At 68.8% G+C, this 17,824-nt stretch carries 13 protein-coding genes; 8 read left to right on the top strand and 5 right to left on the bottom strand.

Features of this window, described 5'->3' with window-relative positions; translation table 11 throughout:
* The 5 genes from WS70_RS00865 to WS70_RS00845 all read left to right on the top strand — a co-directional run bounded on the left by WS70_RS00865 (nt 1) and on the right by WS70_RS00845 (nt 6,572).
* Nucleotides 1-1,119 (top strand): alginate lyase family protein, encoded by a 1,119-nt coding sequence (locus WS70_RS00865; RefSeq protein ID WP_059597390.1) that lies wholly within the window; start codon nt 1-3, stop codon nt 1,117-1,119.
* 33 nt (nt 1,120-1,152) lie between these two features.
* A complete protein-coding gene (locus WS70_RS00860) occupies nt 1,153-2,541 on the top strand; it encodes an L-serine ammonia-lyase (protein ID WP_059597389.1) in 1,389 nt (462 codons plus the stop codon).
* A 439-nt stretch (nt 2,542-2,980) separates the two neighbouring features.
* Nucleotides 2,981-3,679 (top strand): endonuclease/exonuclease/phosphatase family protein, encoded by a 699-nt coding sequence (locus tag WS70_RS00855; RefSeq protein WP_159082848.1) that lies wholly within the window; start codon nt 2,981-2,983, stop codon nt 3,677-3,679.
* Nucleotides 3,680-3,774: 95 nt separating this feature from the next.
* On the top strand, nt 3,775-5,478 hold the full coding sequence (locus WS70_RS00850) for a thiamine pyrophosphate-binding protein (RefSeq protein ID WP_059473410.1): 1,704 nt from the start codon (nt 3,775-3,777) through the stop codon (nt 5,476-5,478).
* Nucleotides 5,479-5,507: 29 nt separating this feature from the next.
* Entirely contained in the window at nt 5,508-6,572 is a 1,065-nt protein-coding gene (locus WS70_RS00845; protein WP_059597388.1) for a glycosyltransferase family 9 protein, read from the top strand.
* Nucleotides 6,573-6,853: 281 nt separating this feature from the next.
* On the opposite strand, the gene WS70_RS00840 is transcribed toward WS70_RS00845, so the two are convergent.
* Nucleotides 6,854-7,879 carry a helix-turn-helix domain-containing protein gene (locus WS70_RS00840; protein WP_059597387.1) on the bottom strand — a complete coding sequence of 342 codons (1,026 nt, stop codon included), beginning with the start codon at nt 7,877-7,879 and terminating at the stop codon, nt 6,854-6,856.
* A 305-nt stretch (nt 7,880-8,184) separates the two neighbouring features.
* On the opposite strand from WS70_RS00840, the gene adh reads away from it, so the two are divergent.
* Nucleotides 8,185-9,705 (top strand): aldehyde dehydrogenase, encoded by a 1,521-nt coding sequence (gene adh / locus WS70_RS00830; protein ID WP_059597400.1) that lies wholly within the window; start codon nt 8,185-8,187, stop codon nt 9,703-9,705.
* Nucleotides 9,706-10,033: 328 nt separating this feature from the next.
* On the opposite strand, the gene WS70_RS00825 is transcribed toward adh, so the two are convergent.
* The gene (locus WS70_RS00825; protein ID WP_108033985.1) at nt 10,034-11,602 is read right to left on the bottom strand and encodes an MFS transporter; all 1,569 of its coding nucleotides are present in this window, start codon (nt 11,600-11,602) and stop codon (nt 10,034-10,036) included.
* A 169-nt stretch (nt 11,603-11,771) separates the two neighbouring features.
* Here WS70_RS00825 and WS70_RS00820 point away from each other — a divergent pair, with 169 nt between their 5' ends.
* A complete protein-coding gene (locus tag WS70_RS00820) occupies nt 11,772-12,662 on the top strand; it encodes a LysR family transcriptional regulator (protein ID WP_059597386.1) in 891 nt (296 codons plus the stop codon).
* Between the two features lie 168 nt (nt 12,663-12,830).
* A complete protein-coding gene (locus WS70_RS33510; protein ID WP_059597385.1) occupies nt 12,831-13,922 on the top strand; it encodes a bifunctional transcriptional activator/DNA repair enzyme AdaA in 1,092 nt (363 codons plus the stop codon).
* Nucleotides 13,923-14,004: 82 nt separating this feature from the next.
* Here WS70_RS33510 and eutC read toward each other — a convergent pair whose 3' ends face one another.
* Genes eutC through eat form a run of 3 tightly spaced genes read right to left on the bottom strand, consistent with a single transcriptional unit; the run spans nt 14,005 to nt 17,653 of the window.
* A complete protein-coding gene (gene eutC, locus WS70_RS00810; RefSeq protein WP_059473415.1) occupies nt 14,005-14,790 on the bottom strand; it encodes an ethanolamine ammonia-lyase subunit EutC in 786 nt (261 codons plus the stop codon).
* Nucleotides 14,787-16,184 carry an ethanolamine ammonia-lyase subunit EutB gene (locus WS70_RS00805; RefSeq protein ID WP_059597384.1) on the bottom strand — a complete coding sequence of 466 codons (1,398 nt, stop codon included), beginning with the start codon at nt 16,182-16,184 and terminating at the stop codon, nt 14,787-14,789. The genes eutC and WS70_RS00805 overlap by 4 nt, the downstream gene beginning before the upstream one ends.
* Before the next feature lie 56 nt (nt 16,185-16,240).
* Entirely contained in the window at nt 16,241-17,653 is a 1,413-nt protein-coding gene (eat, locus tag WS70_RS00800; protein ID WP_059597383.1) for an ethanolamine permease, read from the bottom strand.
* Nucleotides 17,654-17,824 lie beyond the last annotated feature (171 nt).

Below are 17,824 nucleotides of genomic sequence, written 5' to 3'. Positions count from 1 at the left end.
ATGGTGCGTCAGACGTTTCCGGGCCGCGCGCAGGCGACGCGGCGGCGCTTGAGCGCGCTCGCGCCGGCGCTTCTCGCCGCCGCCGCGCTGACGGCGGCCGGCCCCGCCCGGGCGGCGATGAATTTCTGCGCCGCGCCCGCGCTGCAGAGCAGCGAGGCGACGCACGCCGAGCCGGGCGTGCAGGCGCTCATCAAGAGCGTCGACGTGCATCTGAACGACGAGCCGAAGGCGTTGCCGCGCGTGCACACCGAAGGCACGCTGCCGCACGAAGGCATCTACGACCAGAGCGCCGAGGCGCTCAACGACATGGAGCTGATGCGCAACGCGGCGCTCGCGTGGCGCGTGACGAACCAGAGCCGCTATCTGGCGCTCGTCGACCGCTTCCTGTCGGCGTGGGTGAACACTTACCGTCCGAGCTTCAATCCGATCGACGAGACGCGGTTCGAAAGCCTGATCCTCGCGTACGACATGACGGCGAGCGTGCTGCCCGTGAAGACGCGCAACGCGACGGCCGCGTTCATCGCGTCGCTCGGCAACGGCTACGTGCAGCAGATCGACGCGCAGAAGCGCCCGCTCAACGGCACGTGGCGCAACAACTGGCAAAGCCACCGAATCAAGCTGATCGCGCTCGCCGCATTCACGCTCGGCGATCGCAAGATGATGAACGCCGCGCAGCGGCTCTTCGTCGAGCATCTCGCCGACAACGTCGAGCCGGACGGCACCACGTACGATTTTCTCGAACGCGACGCGCTGCACTACGCGGTCTACGATCTGCAGCCGCTCGTGACAGCGGCGCTCGCCGCGCGGCGCTTCAACCGCAACTGGCTGCGCGAGCGCGCGTCGAACGGCGCGACGCTCGCTGCCGCGCTCGACTGGCTCGTGCCGTACGCGCGCGGCGAAAAGACGCACGAAGAATTCGTCCGTTCGCCGGTGCCGTTCGATGCAAAGCGCCGTGAGGCGGGCCTGCCCGGCTATTCGGGCATGTGGGAGCCGAAGAACGCGACCGAGCTGTTCCACCTCGCCGCGCGCCTCGACGGCCGCTACACGAGCGTCGCCCAACAACTCTCGCCGATGCCGCCTGCGTGGCTGGCCGCGTGCTTGCCGCTGCCGGCGCGGTGATCCCCCAATACTTCTAGCAATTCAGGAAAGGAAATGGCAGTCAGCGTGTTCGATCTTTTCAAAATCGGCATCGGTCCGTCGAGCTCGCATACGGTCGGTCCGATGCGGGCCGCGCTGATGTTCGCGCAAGGGCTCGAACGCGACGCGCTGCTCGCCGCGACCGCGAGCGTGAAGGTCGAGCTGTACGGCTCGCTCGGCGCGACGGGCAAGGGCCACGGCACCGATCGCGGCGTGATGCTCGGCCTGATGGGCGACGCGCCCGACACCGTCGAGCCGTCGACGATCGCCGCGCGGCTCGACGCCGTGCGCGACTCGAAGACGCTCGCGCTGCTCGGCACGCATCCGGTGCCGTTCGTGCCGAAGGAGCACGTCGCGTTCTACCGGCAGGCGCTGCCCGAGCATCCGAACGCGATGAAGCTGCGCGCGGCCGACGCGAACGGCGCGGTGCTGCGCGAGGCGACCTATCTGTCAGTGGGCGGCGGCTTCGTCGTCACCGCGGGCGCACCGAACACGAAGGTGCTCGCCGCCGTCGAGCAGATGGCGCATCCGTTTCGCACGAGCGCCGAGCTGCTCGCGCTCACCGAATCGACCGGCAAGTCGATCGCGCAGCTGATGTGGGAAAACGAGCGCGCGTGGCACACCGAGGAGGAGACGCGCGCGGGCCTGCTGAAGATCTGGGACGTGATGCAATCTTGCGTCGCGCGCGGCTGCGGGATCGACAACCCGGACGCCGACGGCAACCTGCCCGGCCCGTTCCAGGTCAAGCGCCGCGCGCCGCAGCTCTATCGGACGCTCACGGGCAACCCGGAGCAGGCGCTGCGCGATCCGCTGTCGATGATCGACTGGATCAACCTGTATGCGATCGCCGTCAATGAAGAGAACGCGGCGGGCGGACGCGTCGTCACCGCGCCGACCAACGGCGCTGCAGGCATCATCCCGGCCGTCCTCCATTACTACACGCGTTTCACGCCGGGGGCGAACGAGCAAGGCGTGATGGACTTCCTGATGACGGCGGCGGCGATCGGCATCCTGTACAAGCTCAACGCGTCGATCTCGGGCGCCGAAGTCGGCTGCCAGGGCGAAGTCGGCGTCGCGTGCTCGATGGCGGCGGGCGCGCTCGCGGCCGTGCTGGGCGGCACGCCGCAACAGGTCGAGAACGCGGCCGAAATCGGCATGGAGCACAACCTCGGCCTCACCTGCGATCCGGTCGGCGGGATGGTGCAGATTCCGTGCATCGAGCGCAACGCGATGGCGTCGGTGAAGGCCGTCAACGCCGCGCGCATGGCGCTGCGCGGCGACGGCACGCACTACGTGTCGCTCGACTCCGTGATCAAGACGATGCGCGAGACGGGCGCGGACATGAAGACGAAGTACAAGGAAACGTCGCGCGGCGGGCTGGCGGTGAATATCGTCGAGTGCTGATGCGGGGGCGGCCGAACGCCGCCTCCCGGTTTTCTTCGCGCCGCGCTCGCGGCCATCCGGCCACGCAACTCGCGCGGCGCATGGCCGGCTCACGTGCGGCGAAGCGGCGCGCTTACGGCATTTTTACGCGTCCACAACCGGTACTCGGCGTATCTCGCTCTTGCCGCAAGCAGCGCTCGGATCTCTCCCCTACCTCAAGCAACACCCTAACGACAAAAAAACCGCCTGCCGCCCGTGGCACCAGCTCGCGAGCGCGCAATGCCGACCAGCGCGCAGCGCGTCGACGCCGCCGCGCGCCTACCATTCCTGTCAGTATCGCGCCCGCCCGCCAATCGATATCTTGATCGGCGGGACTACCGTCCGAGCGGCCGCGTCGCCCGACGTTCGCCGCCGCAGCCGTGCTCGTCTCCGACTCCCCATGTCGCTCAAAGGAGAAAAAATGATCATCGCTACGTGGAACATGCTGGGCGCAACCAATGCCGTCTATTTGGACCCGGTACTGCAACAAACCCGCGCAAACGTGCTGTGCCTGCAGGAATGCGGGTCGAACTTCGCGACGTTGCTGGAGGAAAGGGCGCCGATCATCGGCAACGACGGCGCAATCATCGGCTACACGGGTAACTTCAGAGTCCGCGCGGACTTCATGGAATGCGTGTACTGGGAAGCGCCCCAAGACCGGCTCGGCCTCGCCGTGCTCAGCAACATCGCCCCGAGCGAGCGCCATATCCTGATGCCCGCCGCCGCGGGCTTCAATCCGAACAGCCCGCGCGCGATGCCGTGGTGCACGGTCACCGATCCCCAAACGCGTAACGCCATCACGATTTATTCGATTCACAGCCCGCCGGTATCCCGCAACGTCACGCTGGCCAATGTCTGCACGTGGAACAATGCGCAGATCGGACAGATCAGTCAGCTCGGCGGAACCTGGGCATGCGTCGGTGACTTCAATGCGCCGCCGAATGCGGCGGGATTCGTTCCACCGCCGCAAGGCGCCGTCGTGAGCAGCAACCGCGCGACGCAACAAGGCGGCGGCATTCTCGACTATGCGATCACCAACGCGCCTGGATTCACCTTTTCTCAGGCCGGAACTCAATTGGTCGGCGCATCGGATCACTACCCGCAGTCGTTCCGCTGGTAATCGCCATCGGGCGCGCCATAGGTAATGGCGCGCCTTCCGCCACCTTCCCTTCCGGCGTAAGCTGTACGTCCCGCCACGAAGGGAGTCCGTCTTACATGTCGATTTCCCCGGACCTCGAGCAGCGCGCCACCACCGGCGCACGCCTGCTCGTCGACGCCCTGCTCGCGAATCACGTCGAGCGCGTGTTCTGCGTGCCCGGCGAGAGCTTTCTCGCCGTCCTCGATTCCCTCGCCGACGAAACCGAACGCATCCAGACCGTCGTCTGCCGGCACGAAGCCGCCGCCGCGAACATGGCGGAAGCGGTCGGCAAGCTGACCGGCCGGCCAGGCATCGCGTTCGTCACGCGCGGCCCCGGCGCGACGCACGCATCGATCGGCGTGCACACCGCATTCCAGGATTCGACGCCGATGATCCTCTTCATCGGCCAATGCGCGCGCGAGCATCTCGATCGCGAGGCATTCCAGGAAATCGACTATCGGCGGATGTTCGGCCAGCTCGCGAAGTGGGTTGCGCAGATCGACGATCCGCGCCGCATCCCCGAATATCTGAGCCACGCGTTTCACGTCGCGATGTCGGGCCGGCCTGGCCCCGTCGTGCTCGCGCTGCCCGAGGACGTGCTGTCCGAGTCGTGCGCGCCGCAACCCGTCGCGCCCGCGGCGAAGCGCATCGCCGCTGCGCCGTCCGCCGCGCAGATGAACGAGCTGCGCGAGCGGCTCGCGCGCGCCGAGCGGCCGCTCGTGGTCGCGGGCGGCAGCGGCTGGACGCCCGAGGCGGGCGCGGATCTGCGCACGTTCGTCGAGCGCTGGCAGTTGCCGATCGCGTGCGCGTTCCGCTATCAGGACACGTTCGACAACGAGCATCCGCAATACGCGGGCGACGTCGGCCTCGGCGTGAATCCGGCGCTCGCGCGCCGCATCCAGGATGCGGACCTGCTGTTCGCGCTCGGCCCGCGACTCGGCGAAGCGACGACGGGCGGCTATACGCTGATCGACATTCCGAAGCCGAAGCAAGTGCTCATTCACGCGCACCAGGGCGCGGACGAACTGGGGCGGGTCTATGCGGCGGATCTGCCGATCGCGTCGGGGATGCCCGAGATCGCCGCGCAGCTCGCCGCGCTCGAGCCGCCGGCATCGCCCGCGTGGACGGGCAGCGCCGCCGACGCGCATCGCGCCTATCTCGACTGGCGCACGCCGCGCCCGATGCCGGGCGGCGTGCAGCTCGGCGAGCTGATGCTGCAATTGCGCGAACGGCTGCCGCACGACGCGATCGTCACGAACGGCGCGGGCAATTACGCGGCGTGGCTGCATCGCCATTTCGCGTACCGGCATTTCCGCTCGCAGCTCGCACCGACGAGCGGCGCGATGGGCTACGGCGTGCCGGCCGCGCTCGCGGCGAAGTCGCTGTATCCGCAGCGCACGGTCGTCGCGCTCGCGGGCGACGGCTGCTTCATGATGGCGGGCAGCGAGCTCGCGACCGCGATCCAATATGGGCTCGCGATCGTCGTACTCGTCGTGAACAACGGTCATTTCGGCACGATCCGCATGCATCAGGAGCGCAACTATCCTGGGCGTGTGCACGGCACGGGGCTGACGAACCCGGATTTCGCCGCGTACGCGCGCGCGTTCGGCGCGCACGGCGAAACGGTCGAGCGCACCGCAGATTTCCTGCCCGCGCTCGATCGCGCGCTCGCGAGCGGGCTGCCCGCGCTGATCGAGATCCGCGTGCCGCAGGACGCCTGCACGCCCGCCGCGACGCTCGAGCAGGTGCGTGAGCAGGGCCTGCGTGCGCGTCGCGCTTGACGCGTCGTCCTGCACCGCACCCCGCATCGATGACGACGCACGCCGCAGCCACGTTGTCGCCCGCCGACGCGCTCGCCTACCCCGGCACGCTGCTCGCGCCGGACGGGCGGCTCGTCGCGCCATACGATCTCGAGCGCACGGCGGCCGACGCGCACGGCTACGTCGGCGCGGCGGCCCGCCTCGGCCTGTTGCACGCGGCAAGCCGCCCGTTCACGCTCGATTACGCGACGTTATCGACCGTTCACGTGATCAACGGGATGGGCGTCACACTCGGCGACTCGGTGATCGGCCTCACGGCGCTCGCGGCGATCGAGACGCGTCACCCGCACGCGCGCTTCGTGCTGTACCGGCCCGCGCATGCGCCCGCCTACGTCGACGCGCTGTACCGGCTCGCGGCGGACGTGATCGCGCCGATCCGCCCGCTGCCGTGGCCTGCCGCCGCGCTGCCAGCCGGCAACACGCGCATCGATCTCGGCAATCACCTGTACTGGCCCGCGTTCGCAACACTGCCGATGATCGACTTCTTCCTCGCGGCGCTCGGCGTACCGCCCGAATCGGTCGCCGCCGGCGCGAAGCGCAATCATTGGCTCGCCCGGCTGGCGCTGCCCGAGCCGCCGCGCGAATGGCGCGGCCGGCGCTACGCGCTGTTCTGCCCGCAGGCAAGCACCCCGCTGCGCAGCATTCCGCCGGCACTGCGCGCCGCGCTCGTCGACCGGCTCGCGCGGACCTACCGGCTGCCCGTGGTCGGCTTCGAGCCGATCGATCATCCGGATTACGTCGACGTGAGCGACCACTCCGGCGATACCGCGCAGTTCATTCGCTGGGTCAAGCACGCGAGCGTCGCGCTGTGCGCGGACACGTCGGCCGTACACATCGCGGCCGGGTTCGACGTGCCGACGCTCGCGTGCTTTTCCAGCATCGCGCCCGACTTGCGGGTGCGCGACTATCCGTTCTGCACGGCGATCGCGCTCGACGTGCCGGAGACGCTGCGCAATCGCCACAAGAGCGACGCGGCCGGCGATATCGCACTGGTCGAGGCTGCGTATCGGCGGGTCGATTGGGACGCGATCGCTTGGCCGCCGGCGCGGGGGTGAGCGCGGCGAAGCCATTGAGCAAGCGGTAAGCGGAAGTGGTAAGCGATGAGCACGGAGCAGCGCGCGGGCGCCGGTACGCACGGTCGGGCACGCTTGCGATAGTACTTGCTTGCCGCCTTTCCACAAGCGCCATGCGATCCGCTGCTGCCGCGCTTCGTCGCGCAAGTGACGGCAATCCGCCGACATCTCACTCGCCCGGCATCGCAAGCAAGCCGCCGCATCGTGCGATGCCGCGTCAAGCCGGCACAAGCGCCAGCCGCCCCGCTCGCAACCGTCCTTTTTCAGCAAGCGAGCGCGTCGCGCAAGGTCTCGGACGGCCGTGCGCCGAACATCCGCCGATAGTCGGTCGCGAACTGGCTCAAATGCCAGAACCCCCACGCGGCCGCGACGTCCTGCACCGAATCCGCCGCGCGTCCGCGCAGGTCGCGCCGCACGCCGTTCAGCCGCAGCGCGCGCAGGTAGGTCGCGGGCGCCATCCCGAGCACGTCCTGGAAGCAGTACTGCAGCGTGCGCCGGCTCACGTGCAGCTGCTCGCACAGCTCGGGCACGCCGACGGGCCGCGAACGATGCGCAAGCACGTAGTCGCGCGCGGCCGCGACGATCTTGCGCCGCCGCGACGAATGCTCGACGGTCACGTCGGCGGCAGGCGACACGCACAGGTCGAACAGCGCCGCGAGCACTTCCGCCTGCAAGTCGTTGCGCGCGCAGTCGGACAGCGGCGCGCCCGCCGCGCTCATCGCGTCCGCGTCGTCGAGCCGCTGGGCGAGCAGCGCGCAAAGCCGCGTGAGCCGCGCCTCGCCGACGCGCACGACGGGCACGAGCGGCAACCGCTCGTCGAGCCCGCAGCGCTCGACCTCCTCCGCGTAGCGGCGCAGCACCGCACCGCGCACGACCAGCCCGTAGATCGAGAATTGCGCGGGCGTCAACAGCTCGAATTCGACGTTGCCGGGCCGGAACGCGAGCGCATCGGCGGCGATCGGCCGCGCGTCGATGCGCGCCGCGCCGTCGCGCGCGACCGGAATGCCGAACCAGTACGCGTCCCCGCGCACCTCGCACGCCTGCCGCAGCGTGTGGCTCGTCGTCTCCCGAAACACCTTCATCGTGTCGAGCGGCAGCTCGGTCAGCGTGCCGACGAAGCGGCCCGCCGCGAGCTGGTCGTAGGTCTGGCGCCAGCCGATCAGGTTGCGCGCCTGCTCGTCGGCGTCGTGCGCGACGCTGACGACGGCGCGCCCGGCCGTGCCGTCGCCGTCCGCGCTGCGCCCCGTGTCCTCCGCCGTCGTCTCGGCGCCGGTGTGCTCGTGATCCATCGCGCCCTCTTTTGCGTCGCTGAAGCTGAAACGATCCGTTCGATTACGCAATTCCCATGCCGAAGCGTAGCGTCGCCAAAATCGCCGGTCTCGTCTTCGCGCTGCGCCGCATTTGAACAATCCGCATGCGGCGGCTGTTCAACGACGGCGCAGTCGCGCGCGCCAGGCGGCGGCGCCCGCGCGCCGAGCCCCGCGCCGGGGCCCCGATGCACCGCCGCGCAGCCGGCTGGCACGGTTTTGGCGTAACGACGGGCGTCGCGCACGTCGCGCGACGCATCACCGATACCGACATGCGAGGAGCAACGATGAATCACGCGGACATGCAACACCTGAACATCGAATTTCCGTACCGCAAGCAATACGGGAATTTCATCGGCGGCGAATGGGTCGCCCCGGTCGGCGGCGAGTATTTCGACAACGTCTCGCCCGTGACCGGCCAGCCGTTCACCGCGATCCCTCGCTCGCGCGCAGCGGATGTCGAGCTCGCGCTCGACGCCGCGCACGCCGCGAAAGCCGGCTGGGCCGCGGCGAGCGCGGGCGAGCGCGCGAACGTGCTGCTCAAGATCGCCGACCGGATGGAGGCGAACCTCGCGCGTCTCGCGGTCGCCGAGACGATCGACAACGGCAAGCCGCTGCGCGAGACGACCGCGGCCGACGTGCCGCTCGCGATCGACCACTTCCGCTACTTCGCGGGCTGCATCCGCGCGCAGGAAGGCTCGATCGCCGACATCGGCGGCGACATGGTCGCCTATCACTTCCACGAGCCGCTCGGCGTCGTCGGCCAGATCATCCCGTGGAACTTCCCGCTCCTGATGGCCGCGTGGAAGCTCGCGCCCGCGATCGCGGCCGGCAACTGCGTCGTGCTGAAGCCGGCCGAGCAGACGCCCGCGTCGATCCTCGTGTTCGCCGAGCTGATCCAGGATCTGCTGCCGCCCGGCGTGCTCAACATCGTCAACGGCTTCGGGCTCGAGGCAGGCAAGCCGCTTGCGTCGAGCAAGCGGATCGCGAAGATCGCGTTCACGGGCGAGACGTCGACGGGCCGCCTCATCATGCAGTACGCAAGCGAGAACCTGATCCCCGTCACGCTCGAGCTCGGCGGCAAGAGCCCGAACATCTTCTTCGCCGACGTGATGGACCGCGACGACAGCTACTTCGACAAGGCGCTCGAAGGCTTCGCGATGTTCGCGCTCAACCAGGGCGAGGTCTGCACGTGCCCGTCGCGCGCGCTCGTCGAGGAGAGCATCTACGAGCGCTTCATGGAGCGCGCGCTCAAGCGCGTCGAATCGATCAAGCAAGGCCACCCGCTCGACGCGCAGACGATGATCGGCGCGCAGGCGTCGTCCGAGCAGCTCGAAAAGATCCTGTCGTACATCGACATCGGCCGCAAGGAAGGCGCGCAGTGCCTGACGGGCGGCGAGCGCAACGTGCTCGGCGGCGAGCTGTCGGAAGGCTATTACGTGAAGCCGACCGTGTTTCGCGGCCACAACAAGATGCGCATCTTCCAGGAAGAGATCTTCGGGCCGGTGCTTGCGGTAACGACGTTCAAGTCCGAGGAAGAGGCGCTCGAGATCGCGAACGACACGCTGTACGGCCTGGGCGCGGGCGTCTGGACACGCGACGGCAACCGCGCATACCGCGTCGGCCGCGGCATCCAGGCGGGCCGCGTGTGGACGAACTGCTATCACGCGTATCCGGCGCACGCGGCGTTCGGCGGCTACAAGCAGTCGGGGATCGGCCGCGAGACGCACAAGATGATGCTCGACCACTACCAGCAGACGAAGAATCTGCTCGTCAGCTACAGCGAGAAGCCGCTCGGGTTCTTCTGATCCCGCACGCGGGCGATGCGCGACCGATACGCGTCGCATGAACGGCTTGGCCCGGCTCGGTGGATTCGCGTCTCGATGCGGATCCGCCGGGCGTTCTTGCGACTGGGATGTCGAATCGGTCGAGCGGGCGAGCGGCTCGCGCGTCGTCACATCGTCGCGTCGTCGCGTCGCGGCACTAGGCGCGACTCGGCGCAGTGCGACGTAGAGTCTCATCTCGCGCACCTCGTTCGCAGGGCGCACGTCTTCCATCGTCGCGTCAATCGTCGTCGCATCATTCATTGGCCGCACGCTCTTCACACCAAGTCGGCCGGGCGATCGTCGCGTCGACTCAACCGCATTCGCGATCGAGCGTCAGCGTGCGCGGCTGCCGAGCGGGTCCGGCCGCCGGCTCTTCATGCGCGCGGGTCCGGCTCAGGAACGCGAACGCGGCGAGCGCGCACAACAGCGTGACGACCGTCAGCCCTTCGAGCACGCTGCCGAACGCTGCCGCATAGCTTTGCCGCAGCGTCGCGCGCGCGACGCCCGGCAACAGTGCGGCTGCATGCGCGAGATCGCCCGTCGCGAGCCGCGCGGCGGCCTCGTGCACGGCGGCCGGCGCGGCGAGCGACGCTGTCGCCGAACGCACGTGCGACTGCGCGAACGTCGCCAGGATCGCATTGACGATCGCGAGCGCGATCCCCTCGCCCGCGACCCGCGTCGTGCTGAAAATCCCCGTCGCCATCCCGGCGCGCGCCTTCGGCACGACGCTCACCGACAAGCCGTCCATCAGCCCCCACGGCATCCCCGCGCCGACGCCGATCGCAAGCATCGGCGCGATCGCCGCGGGACCCGCGCCGTCGTGCAGCGCGCGGCCCAGCCACCAGAGGCCCGCGGCGGCGATCACAAGGCCGATGCCCGAGATCACGCCCGCCGACATCCGGCGCGTGAGCGTCGCGGCGATCATCGGCACGACGAGCATCGGCGCCGACAGCGCGAGCATCAGCCAGCCTGCGTCGACTTCGCTGAAGCCGTCGACGCCGATGAAGCGCAGCGGCAGCACGACGAGCAGCACGATGTAGCAGCAGCAGGTCGCGATCGGCAGCACCTGCACGCCGACGAAGCGCGGGTAGCGAAACAGCGCCAGGTCGAGCATCGGCCGCGCGACGCGCGTCTCGATCGCCGCGAACGCGATCGCGAAAAGCGCCGCGCCCGCGAGCAGCCCCGCGACGAGTGGGCTCGCCCAGCCGCTTTCAGGCGCCTGGATCACGCCGAACGTGAGGCTCGACAGCATCGCGGTGAACGCGAGCGTCCCCGCCCAGTCGAGGCCTTGCGCGTTCGGATCGCGCGATTCGCGCATCCGCGGCACGCCGACCGCGAGCGACAGCGCGCCGGCCGCCGCGCCGGTCGCGAAGATCGCGCGCCAGCCGAAGCGCTCGATCAGCACGCCCGCGAGCACCGGCCCGAATGCAAGCCCGAGCCCGAACGTCGTGCCGAGCAGGCTGAACGCGCGGGTGCGCGCGGCGCCGTCGAATTCCTGCGCGAGCGCGGCCGTGCCGCCCGCGAGCGCCGCCGCCGCCGCGACGCCTTGCGCCGCGCGCAGAAGATCGACGACGACGATCGACGGCGCGAAGCCGAGCGCGAGCGAGCACGCGGTGAAGCCGCCGACGCCGAGCGCGAACACGCGCTTGCGGCCGAACTGGTCGGCGAGCGCGCCCGCCGCCATCAGCAGGCTGCCGAACGTCAGCATGAACGCGTTCGTGATCCAGCTCATCGCGATCGGGCCGCCGCCGAGATCGCGGCCGATCGCGGGCGTCGCGACCGCGCCGCCCGAAAAGCCGAGCGGCAGCGCGAGCGCGGCAAGACAGACGGCCGCGAGTATCGCGAGCCGCGCGGCAGAAAAAGATCGATCCATCGTCATCGCTCCGTTCGGAAAGCGTCGGTCGTCGCCGCGCCGCGGCGGGCGCGGCGAGCAAGCCGGCAGAGCGACGAACGATAATCCGGATTCAATCGACGAAAAACAACGCAAGATTCCGTATATTGCTGATTTCAATTCCTGAATTTCAGCGAACGAAGAGACTCGGAGCGATATGGACAACCTGAATGGCATCGTCGCGTTCGTGCGCACGGCGGAGACGCTCAGCTTCGTCGCGGCCGGGCGCAAGCTCGGCGTGTCGGCGTCGGCGGTCGGCAAGACGATCGCGAAGCTCGAGCGCACGCTCGGCGTGCGGCTCTTTCACCGGACGACACGCAAGGTCATGCTGACCGACGAAGGACGCCACTTCTACGAGCGCTGCCACCGCGTGCTCGAAGAGCTGCGCGACGCGGAGGCGACCGTGTCGCAGAGCGCGCAGACGCCGCGCGGCCGGTTGCGCGTGAGCCTGCCCGTGATCGGCTACCGGTTCCTGCTGCCCGTCTTGCCGGAATTCAAGCGCCGCTATCCGGACGTCGAGCTGGATCTCGATTTCAACGACCGGCTCGTCGACGTCGTCGAAGGCGGCTTCGACGCGGTGATCAGGAGCGGCGCGCTCAGCGATTCAAGCCTGATGTCACGCCGCCTCGGTCCGTTCTGCTTCGTGCTGTGCGCATCGCCCGCGTATCTCGCGCTGGCGGGCACGCCGCGCACGCTGCGCGACCTCGACGCGCACGCGTGCGTGCGCTACCGCTTTCCGACGACGGGCAAGCTGCAGCCGTGGGCGCTGCTCGCCGACGGCTGCGAGCCGCCGAACCTGCACACGGCGATGACGTGCAACAACATGGAGGCGCTGCGCGCCGCGGTGATGGCGGGATTCGGCATCGGCTACATGCCGGACTTCCTCGCACGCGACGCGCTCGCCGAAGGTGCGCTCACGACCGTGCTCGACGATTATCGGATCGGCCCCGGACAGTTCTCGATCCTGTGGCCGTCGAATCGGCAGTTGTCGCCGAAGGTGAGAGTGTTCGTCGATTTCGTCTGCGAACGGCTGTTTCGCGACGCGTGATGCACGACGCACGACATCCGACGCCTGACGCCTGACGCCTGACGCCTGACGCCAAAAGCGTGACACATCGGACGCCGTCCGGCCCGAAAAAATACTCGTCCGATTTTCGGTTGCCGCCCGCGCGCGACGCGCGCTATCGTCGTTCCATCGCATTCGCTGGAGCCTGCCATGCGCATCGCCGACCCGCGGCGGATCGACGTCTATTACCGTGCGCTCGTCGAACGGTCGCCCGAATACGCGGGCACGTTCTTCGTCGGCGTGAAGACGACGTCGGTGTTCTGCATCTCGACCTGCCGCGCGCGCAAGCCGAAGCGCGAGAACGTCGAATTCTTCACGACGCTCGACGACGCGCTCGCGGCCGGCTATCGCCCGTGCAAGATCTGCCGGCCGACGCGCCCGGCGAGCGAGCCGCCGCCCGCCGTCGCGCGGGCGCTCGCGCTCGTCGATGCGCATCCGCACGAACGGATCTCCGACGACGCGCTGCGTGCGCACGGCATCGGCCCGGAAAGCCTGCGCCGCTGGTTCGCGCGGCACTACGGGATGACGTTTCACGCATACCAGCGGATGCTCAGGATCGACGCCGCGCGACAGACGATGCGGGACGGCGCCCGCACGACCGATGCCGCAGTCGACGCCGGCTACGGCTCGCTGAGCGGCTTCGCACACACGTTCAGGAAAATTCTCGGAGACACGCCGATGCAAGGCGCTCATACGAACACGATCGTCACTGCCCGCTTTACGACGCCGCTCGGCCCGATGTTCGTCGGCGCGACGGACAAGGGCGTCTGCCTGCTCGAATTCGTCGATCGCCGCACGCTCGCGGCCGAATTCGCCGATCTCGAGCGTTTGCTCGGCGCGCGCGTGCTCGTCGGCGAGAATCGGCACACGCGGCAAGCGCAGCGGGAGATCGCCGAATACTTCACTGGCAGGCGGCAGCGCTTCGACGTCGCGCTCGACGCGCCCGGCACCGCGTTCCAGCGCGCCGCGTGGCGGCAACTGCTGACCGTGCCGTACGGACGCACCGCGGCGTATCAGCAGCAGGCGCGCAAGCTCGGCAGCCCGCTCGCCGTGCGCGCGGTTGCCGCGGCGAACGGCGCGAACCGCATCTCGATCATCGTGCCGTGCCATCGGATCATCGGCAAGGACGGCTCGCTCACGGGCTACGGCGGCGGAATCGAGCGCAAGCGGTGGCTGCTCGAGCACGAGCGGCGGCATGCGGATGTGCCGGTCGAGACAATCGAGGCAAGCGCGGAGGGATAAGGCCGGCGCTTCCGCGCGCGGGCGCAGCCGCACCGCCCTCTGCCGGCGCCACACGAGCGCGTTTCACCGCACCACGGCCGAACTACGCCGCCGCGATCCGCTCCGCGTCCGCCGAAGACAACAACGCATCGCTGTCGTCCTTGAGTCCGACGCCCGTCAGCCCGAGCCGCCGCGCATGCGTCATCAGATAGTGCAGCTTGTGCGCGGCCGCATCGTGCGGCAGCCCTTCGGGACGCACGTTCGAGATGCAGTTGCGCTGCGCGTCGTGGCAGCCGACCTTCGGCGCGTACGTCAGATACACGCCGAGGCTGTCGGGCGAGCTCAAACCCGGCCGCTCGCCGATCAGCATCGCGACGAGGCCCGCGCCGAGCAGCTCGCCGATCTCGTCGCCGAGCGCGACGCGCGCCTGCCGCGCGACGACGACAGGCCCGATCCGCCAGCCGTCGAGCTTCGGCCGCATCGCATTCAGGAGCGGCAGCGCCTGCTTCGCGGCCGCGAACGCCGACAGCCCATCGCCGACGACGAACACGACGTCCGGCGCGGCGTCGAGCGCCGCGCCGTAGCCGGCGAGCAGCGCGCGGCCGTCGTCGGACAGCTTGCGGCCGAGGTCCGGCCGGCGCAGGTAATGCTGCCGGTCCGGCGCGGCGCTCTGCACGCCGAGCGTCGGGAGTCCGGCCGCTTCGATCTCGCGCCGCAGCGCGTCGGCGTCGAGCGGCTGGTGGACGGCATCGCGCGCCTGCGCGTGCGACAGGTTGAACGCAAGCAGCGGCGCGGTCGGCAAGCTGTTGCCCGCGCGTCCGAGCGCGATCCGCGCGTTCGTGAACGTCTTGAGCTGCCCCCACGGGTTCTTTTCGACCGCGTCGCTCATGCGGAAAGCCCCATCCAGTCGTTCGCGCCGGCGAGGAGCGGCACGCGCGCCGACGCGGCGCGCAGCGCGCCGTGCGCATCCGCGATCTCCATCGCCTCCAGCCATTCCTCGAACTCGGGCGCGCGGCGCAGGCCGAGCACCTCGCGCACGTAGAGCTGATCGTGAAACGACGTGCTCTGGTAGTTGAGCATCACGTCGTCCGCGCCCGGAATGCCCATGATGAAGTTGATGCCCGCGGCGCCGAGCAGCGTCAGCAGGTTGTCCATGTCGTCCTGGTCGGCTTCCGCATGGTTCGTGTAGCAGATGTCGCAGCCCATCGGCACGCCGAGCAGCTTGCCGCAGAAGTGATCCTCGAGCCCCGCGCGAATGATCTGCTTGCCGTCGTACAGATATTCGGGGCCGATGAAACCGACCACCGTATTGACGAGAAACGGCTCGTACGCGCGCGCGACCGCGTAGGCGCGCACCTCGCAGGTCTGCTGATCGACGCCGTGATGCGCGTTCGCCGACAGCGCGCTGCCCTGACCCGTCTCGAAGTACATCAGGTTGTTGCCGACCGTGCCGCGCTCGAGCGCCAGCGCCGCCTCGCGCGCTTCGGCGAGCAGCGACAGCGAAATGCCGAAGCTCGCGTTCGCCTTCTCGGTACCCGCGATCGACTGGAACACGAGATCGACGGGCGCGCCCTTCTCGATCGCCGCGATCGTGTTCGTCACGTGCGTGAGCACGCACGACTGCGTCGGCACGCGGTAGCGCTCGCGGAACGCGTCGATCATCGCGAGCAGCTTCGTGATCGCGGCGAGGCTGTCGGTCGCCGGATTGATGCCGATCATCGCGTCGCCGCAGCCGTACATCAGGCCGTCGAGCATCGAGGCGGCGATCCCTTTCACGTCGTCGGTCGGATGGTTCGGCTGCAGCCGCACCGACATCCGTCCCGGCAGCCCGACCGTGTTCCGGAAGCGCGTGACGACGCGGCGCTTTCTCGCGGCCGCGATCAGATCCTGGTTGCGCATCAGCTTCGACACCGCCGCGACCATCTCCGGCGTGAGTCCCGGCGCGATCCGCTCGAGCGCGGCCGAATCGGCGGCGCTCGACAGCAGCCAGTTGCGAAAATCGCCGACGGTCAGATGCGAGATCTCGGCGAATGCGTCGCGCGAATGCGTGTCGACGACGAGGCGAGTGACCTCGTCGTCTTCGTAAGGGATCACCGCCTCGTTGAGGAATGCAGCGAGCGGCACGCTCGCGAGCGCCATCTTCGCCGCGACGCGCTCTTCCTCCGTCGCGGCCGCGACGCCCGCGAGCTGGTCGCCGGAACGCAAAGGGCTCGCCTTCGCGAGCAGCGTCTTCAGGTCCGCGAAGCGGTAAGTGCGCGAACCGATCGTCTCCGTATATCGCATCTGGACTCCTTGTCGTAACGGCCGCGCGCCGCCCTCCGGCGCGCGGCGCACGCTTCCTACTCCTCGAGCAGCGCGTCGGCGGGCGCGGCCGCGCGCTGCGAGCGCGTCGCGAGGAAGTAGCCATACCCGAGCGCGACGAACACGACGAAGATCGACGCAACGAGCGCGTTGAAGTACACCATCGTGCCGAGGCACACGATCGCCGCAACGAGCGCGAACGCCGGGAAGAACGGATACAGCGGCGCGCGGAACGGGCGTTCCATCCGCGGCTGCACGCGGCGCAGCTTGAAGAGCGCGGCCATGCTGACGATGTACATCACGATAGCGCCGAATACGGACATCGTCACGATGTTCGCAGTGAGCGTCTGGCCGCCGAACTGGATCAGCTCGTCGCTGTAGATCGCGACGATGCCGACCACGCCGCCCGCGAGAATCGCGCGATAAGGCGTCTTGAAGCGCGGATGCACCTTCGCGAGCCATTCGGGCAGATAGCCTTCACGAGCGAGCGCGAAGATCTGGCGCGAATAGCCGAGGATGATCCCGTGGAACGACGCGACGAGGCCGAACAGGCCGAGCCACACGAGCATGTGCATCCAGCCGCTGTTCGCGCCGACGATGTACTTCATCGCCTGCGGCAGCGGGTCGTTGATGTTCGCGAGCTTGGTCCAGTCGCCCGCGCCGCCTGCGAACACCATCACGCCGATCGCGAGCGCGACGAGCGTCAGGATGCCGGCGACGTACGCGATCGGGATCGAGCGCTTCGGATGCTTCGCTTCCTCCGCCGCCATCGCGACGCCTTCGATCGCGAGGAAGAACCAGATCGCGAACGGAATCGCCGCGAACATCCCGTGGAACGCACCGACGCTGAAGTGATCGGCGCCGGACCAGCCGCCCTTCATGAAGTTGCTCCACGCGAAGCCCGGCGACACGACGCCCATGAACACGAGCAGCTCGAAGATCGCGAGCAGCGTGACGACGAGCTCGAACGTCGCGGCGATCTGCACGCCGACGATGTTGAGTGCCATGAACACGAGATACGCGCCCATCGCCGCGTGCTTCGGTTCGAGCCCCGGAAACTGCACGTGCAGGTACGCGCCGATCGCGAGCGCGATCGCGGGCGGCGCGAACACGAACTCGACGAGCGTCGCGACGCCCGCGAGATAGCCGCCTGCCGGGCCGAACGCACGCCGCGCGTACGCGAACGGGCCGCCCGCGTGCGGGATCGACGTCGTGAGCTCGGTGAAGCTGAAGATGAAGGTCGTGTACATCGCCGCGACGAACAGCGCTGTGATGACGAAGCCGAGCGTGCCCGCGCTCGCCCAGCCGTAGCTCCAGCCGAAGTATTCGCCGGAGATCACGAGACCGACCGCGATGCCCCACAACTGCCAGGTGCCGAGGGTTTGCTGCAGCGCCGGCTGCGCTGCCTTGCCGCCACCCGCGCCGGGACGGCCATTCGACTCTGTCTGCATGAATCTCTCCTCGAAGGGGCGGAGCCCGGCGCCGAGATCGGCCCGCCCCGCAACTGAGAATCGATGCTAGTGAGTCAATAATTGACGTGTTATCGAAAATCGGCAAACGTCCGCGCTTTCATTTCGCATACGGAAATATTTCCGACGGCTGAAGCGGGCGCATGCAGGGAT

Origin of the sequence: Burkholderia mayonis, from assembly GCF_001523745.2 — a bacterium.
GTDB classification, from domain to species: domain Bacteria; phylum Pseudomonadota; class Gammaproteobacteria; order Burkholderiales; family Burkholderiaceae; genus Burkholderia; species Burkholderia mayonis.
The sequence above is the reverse complement of the archived record's forward strand: the minus strand, read 5'-3'. Positions and strand labels throughout refer to the sequence as shown.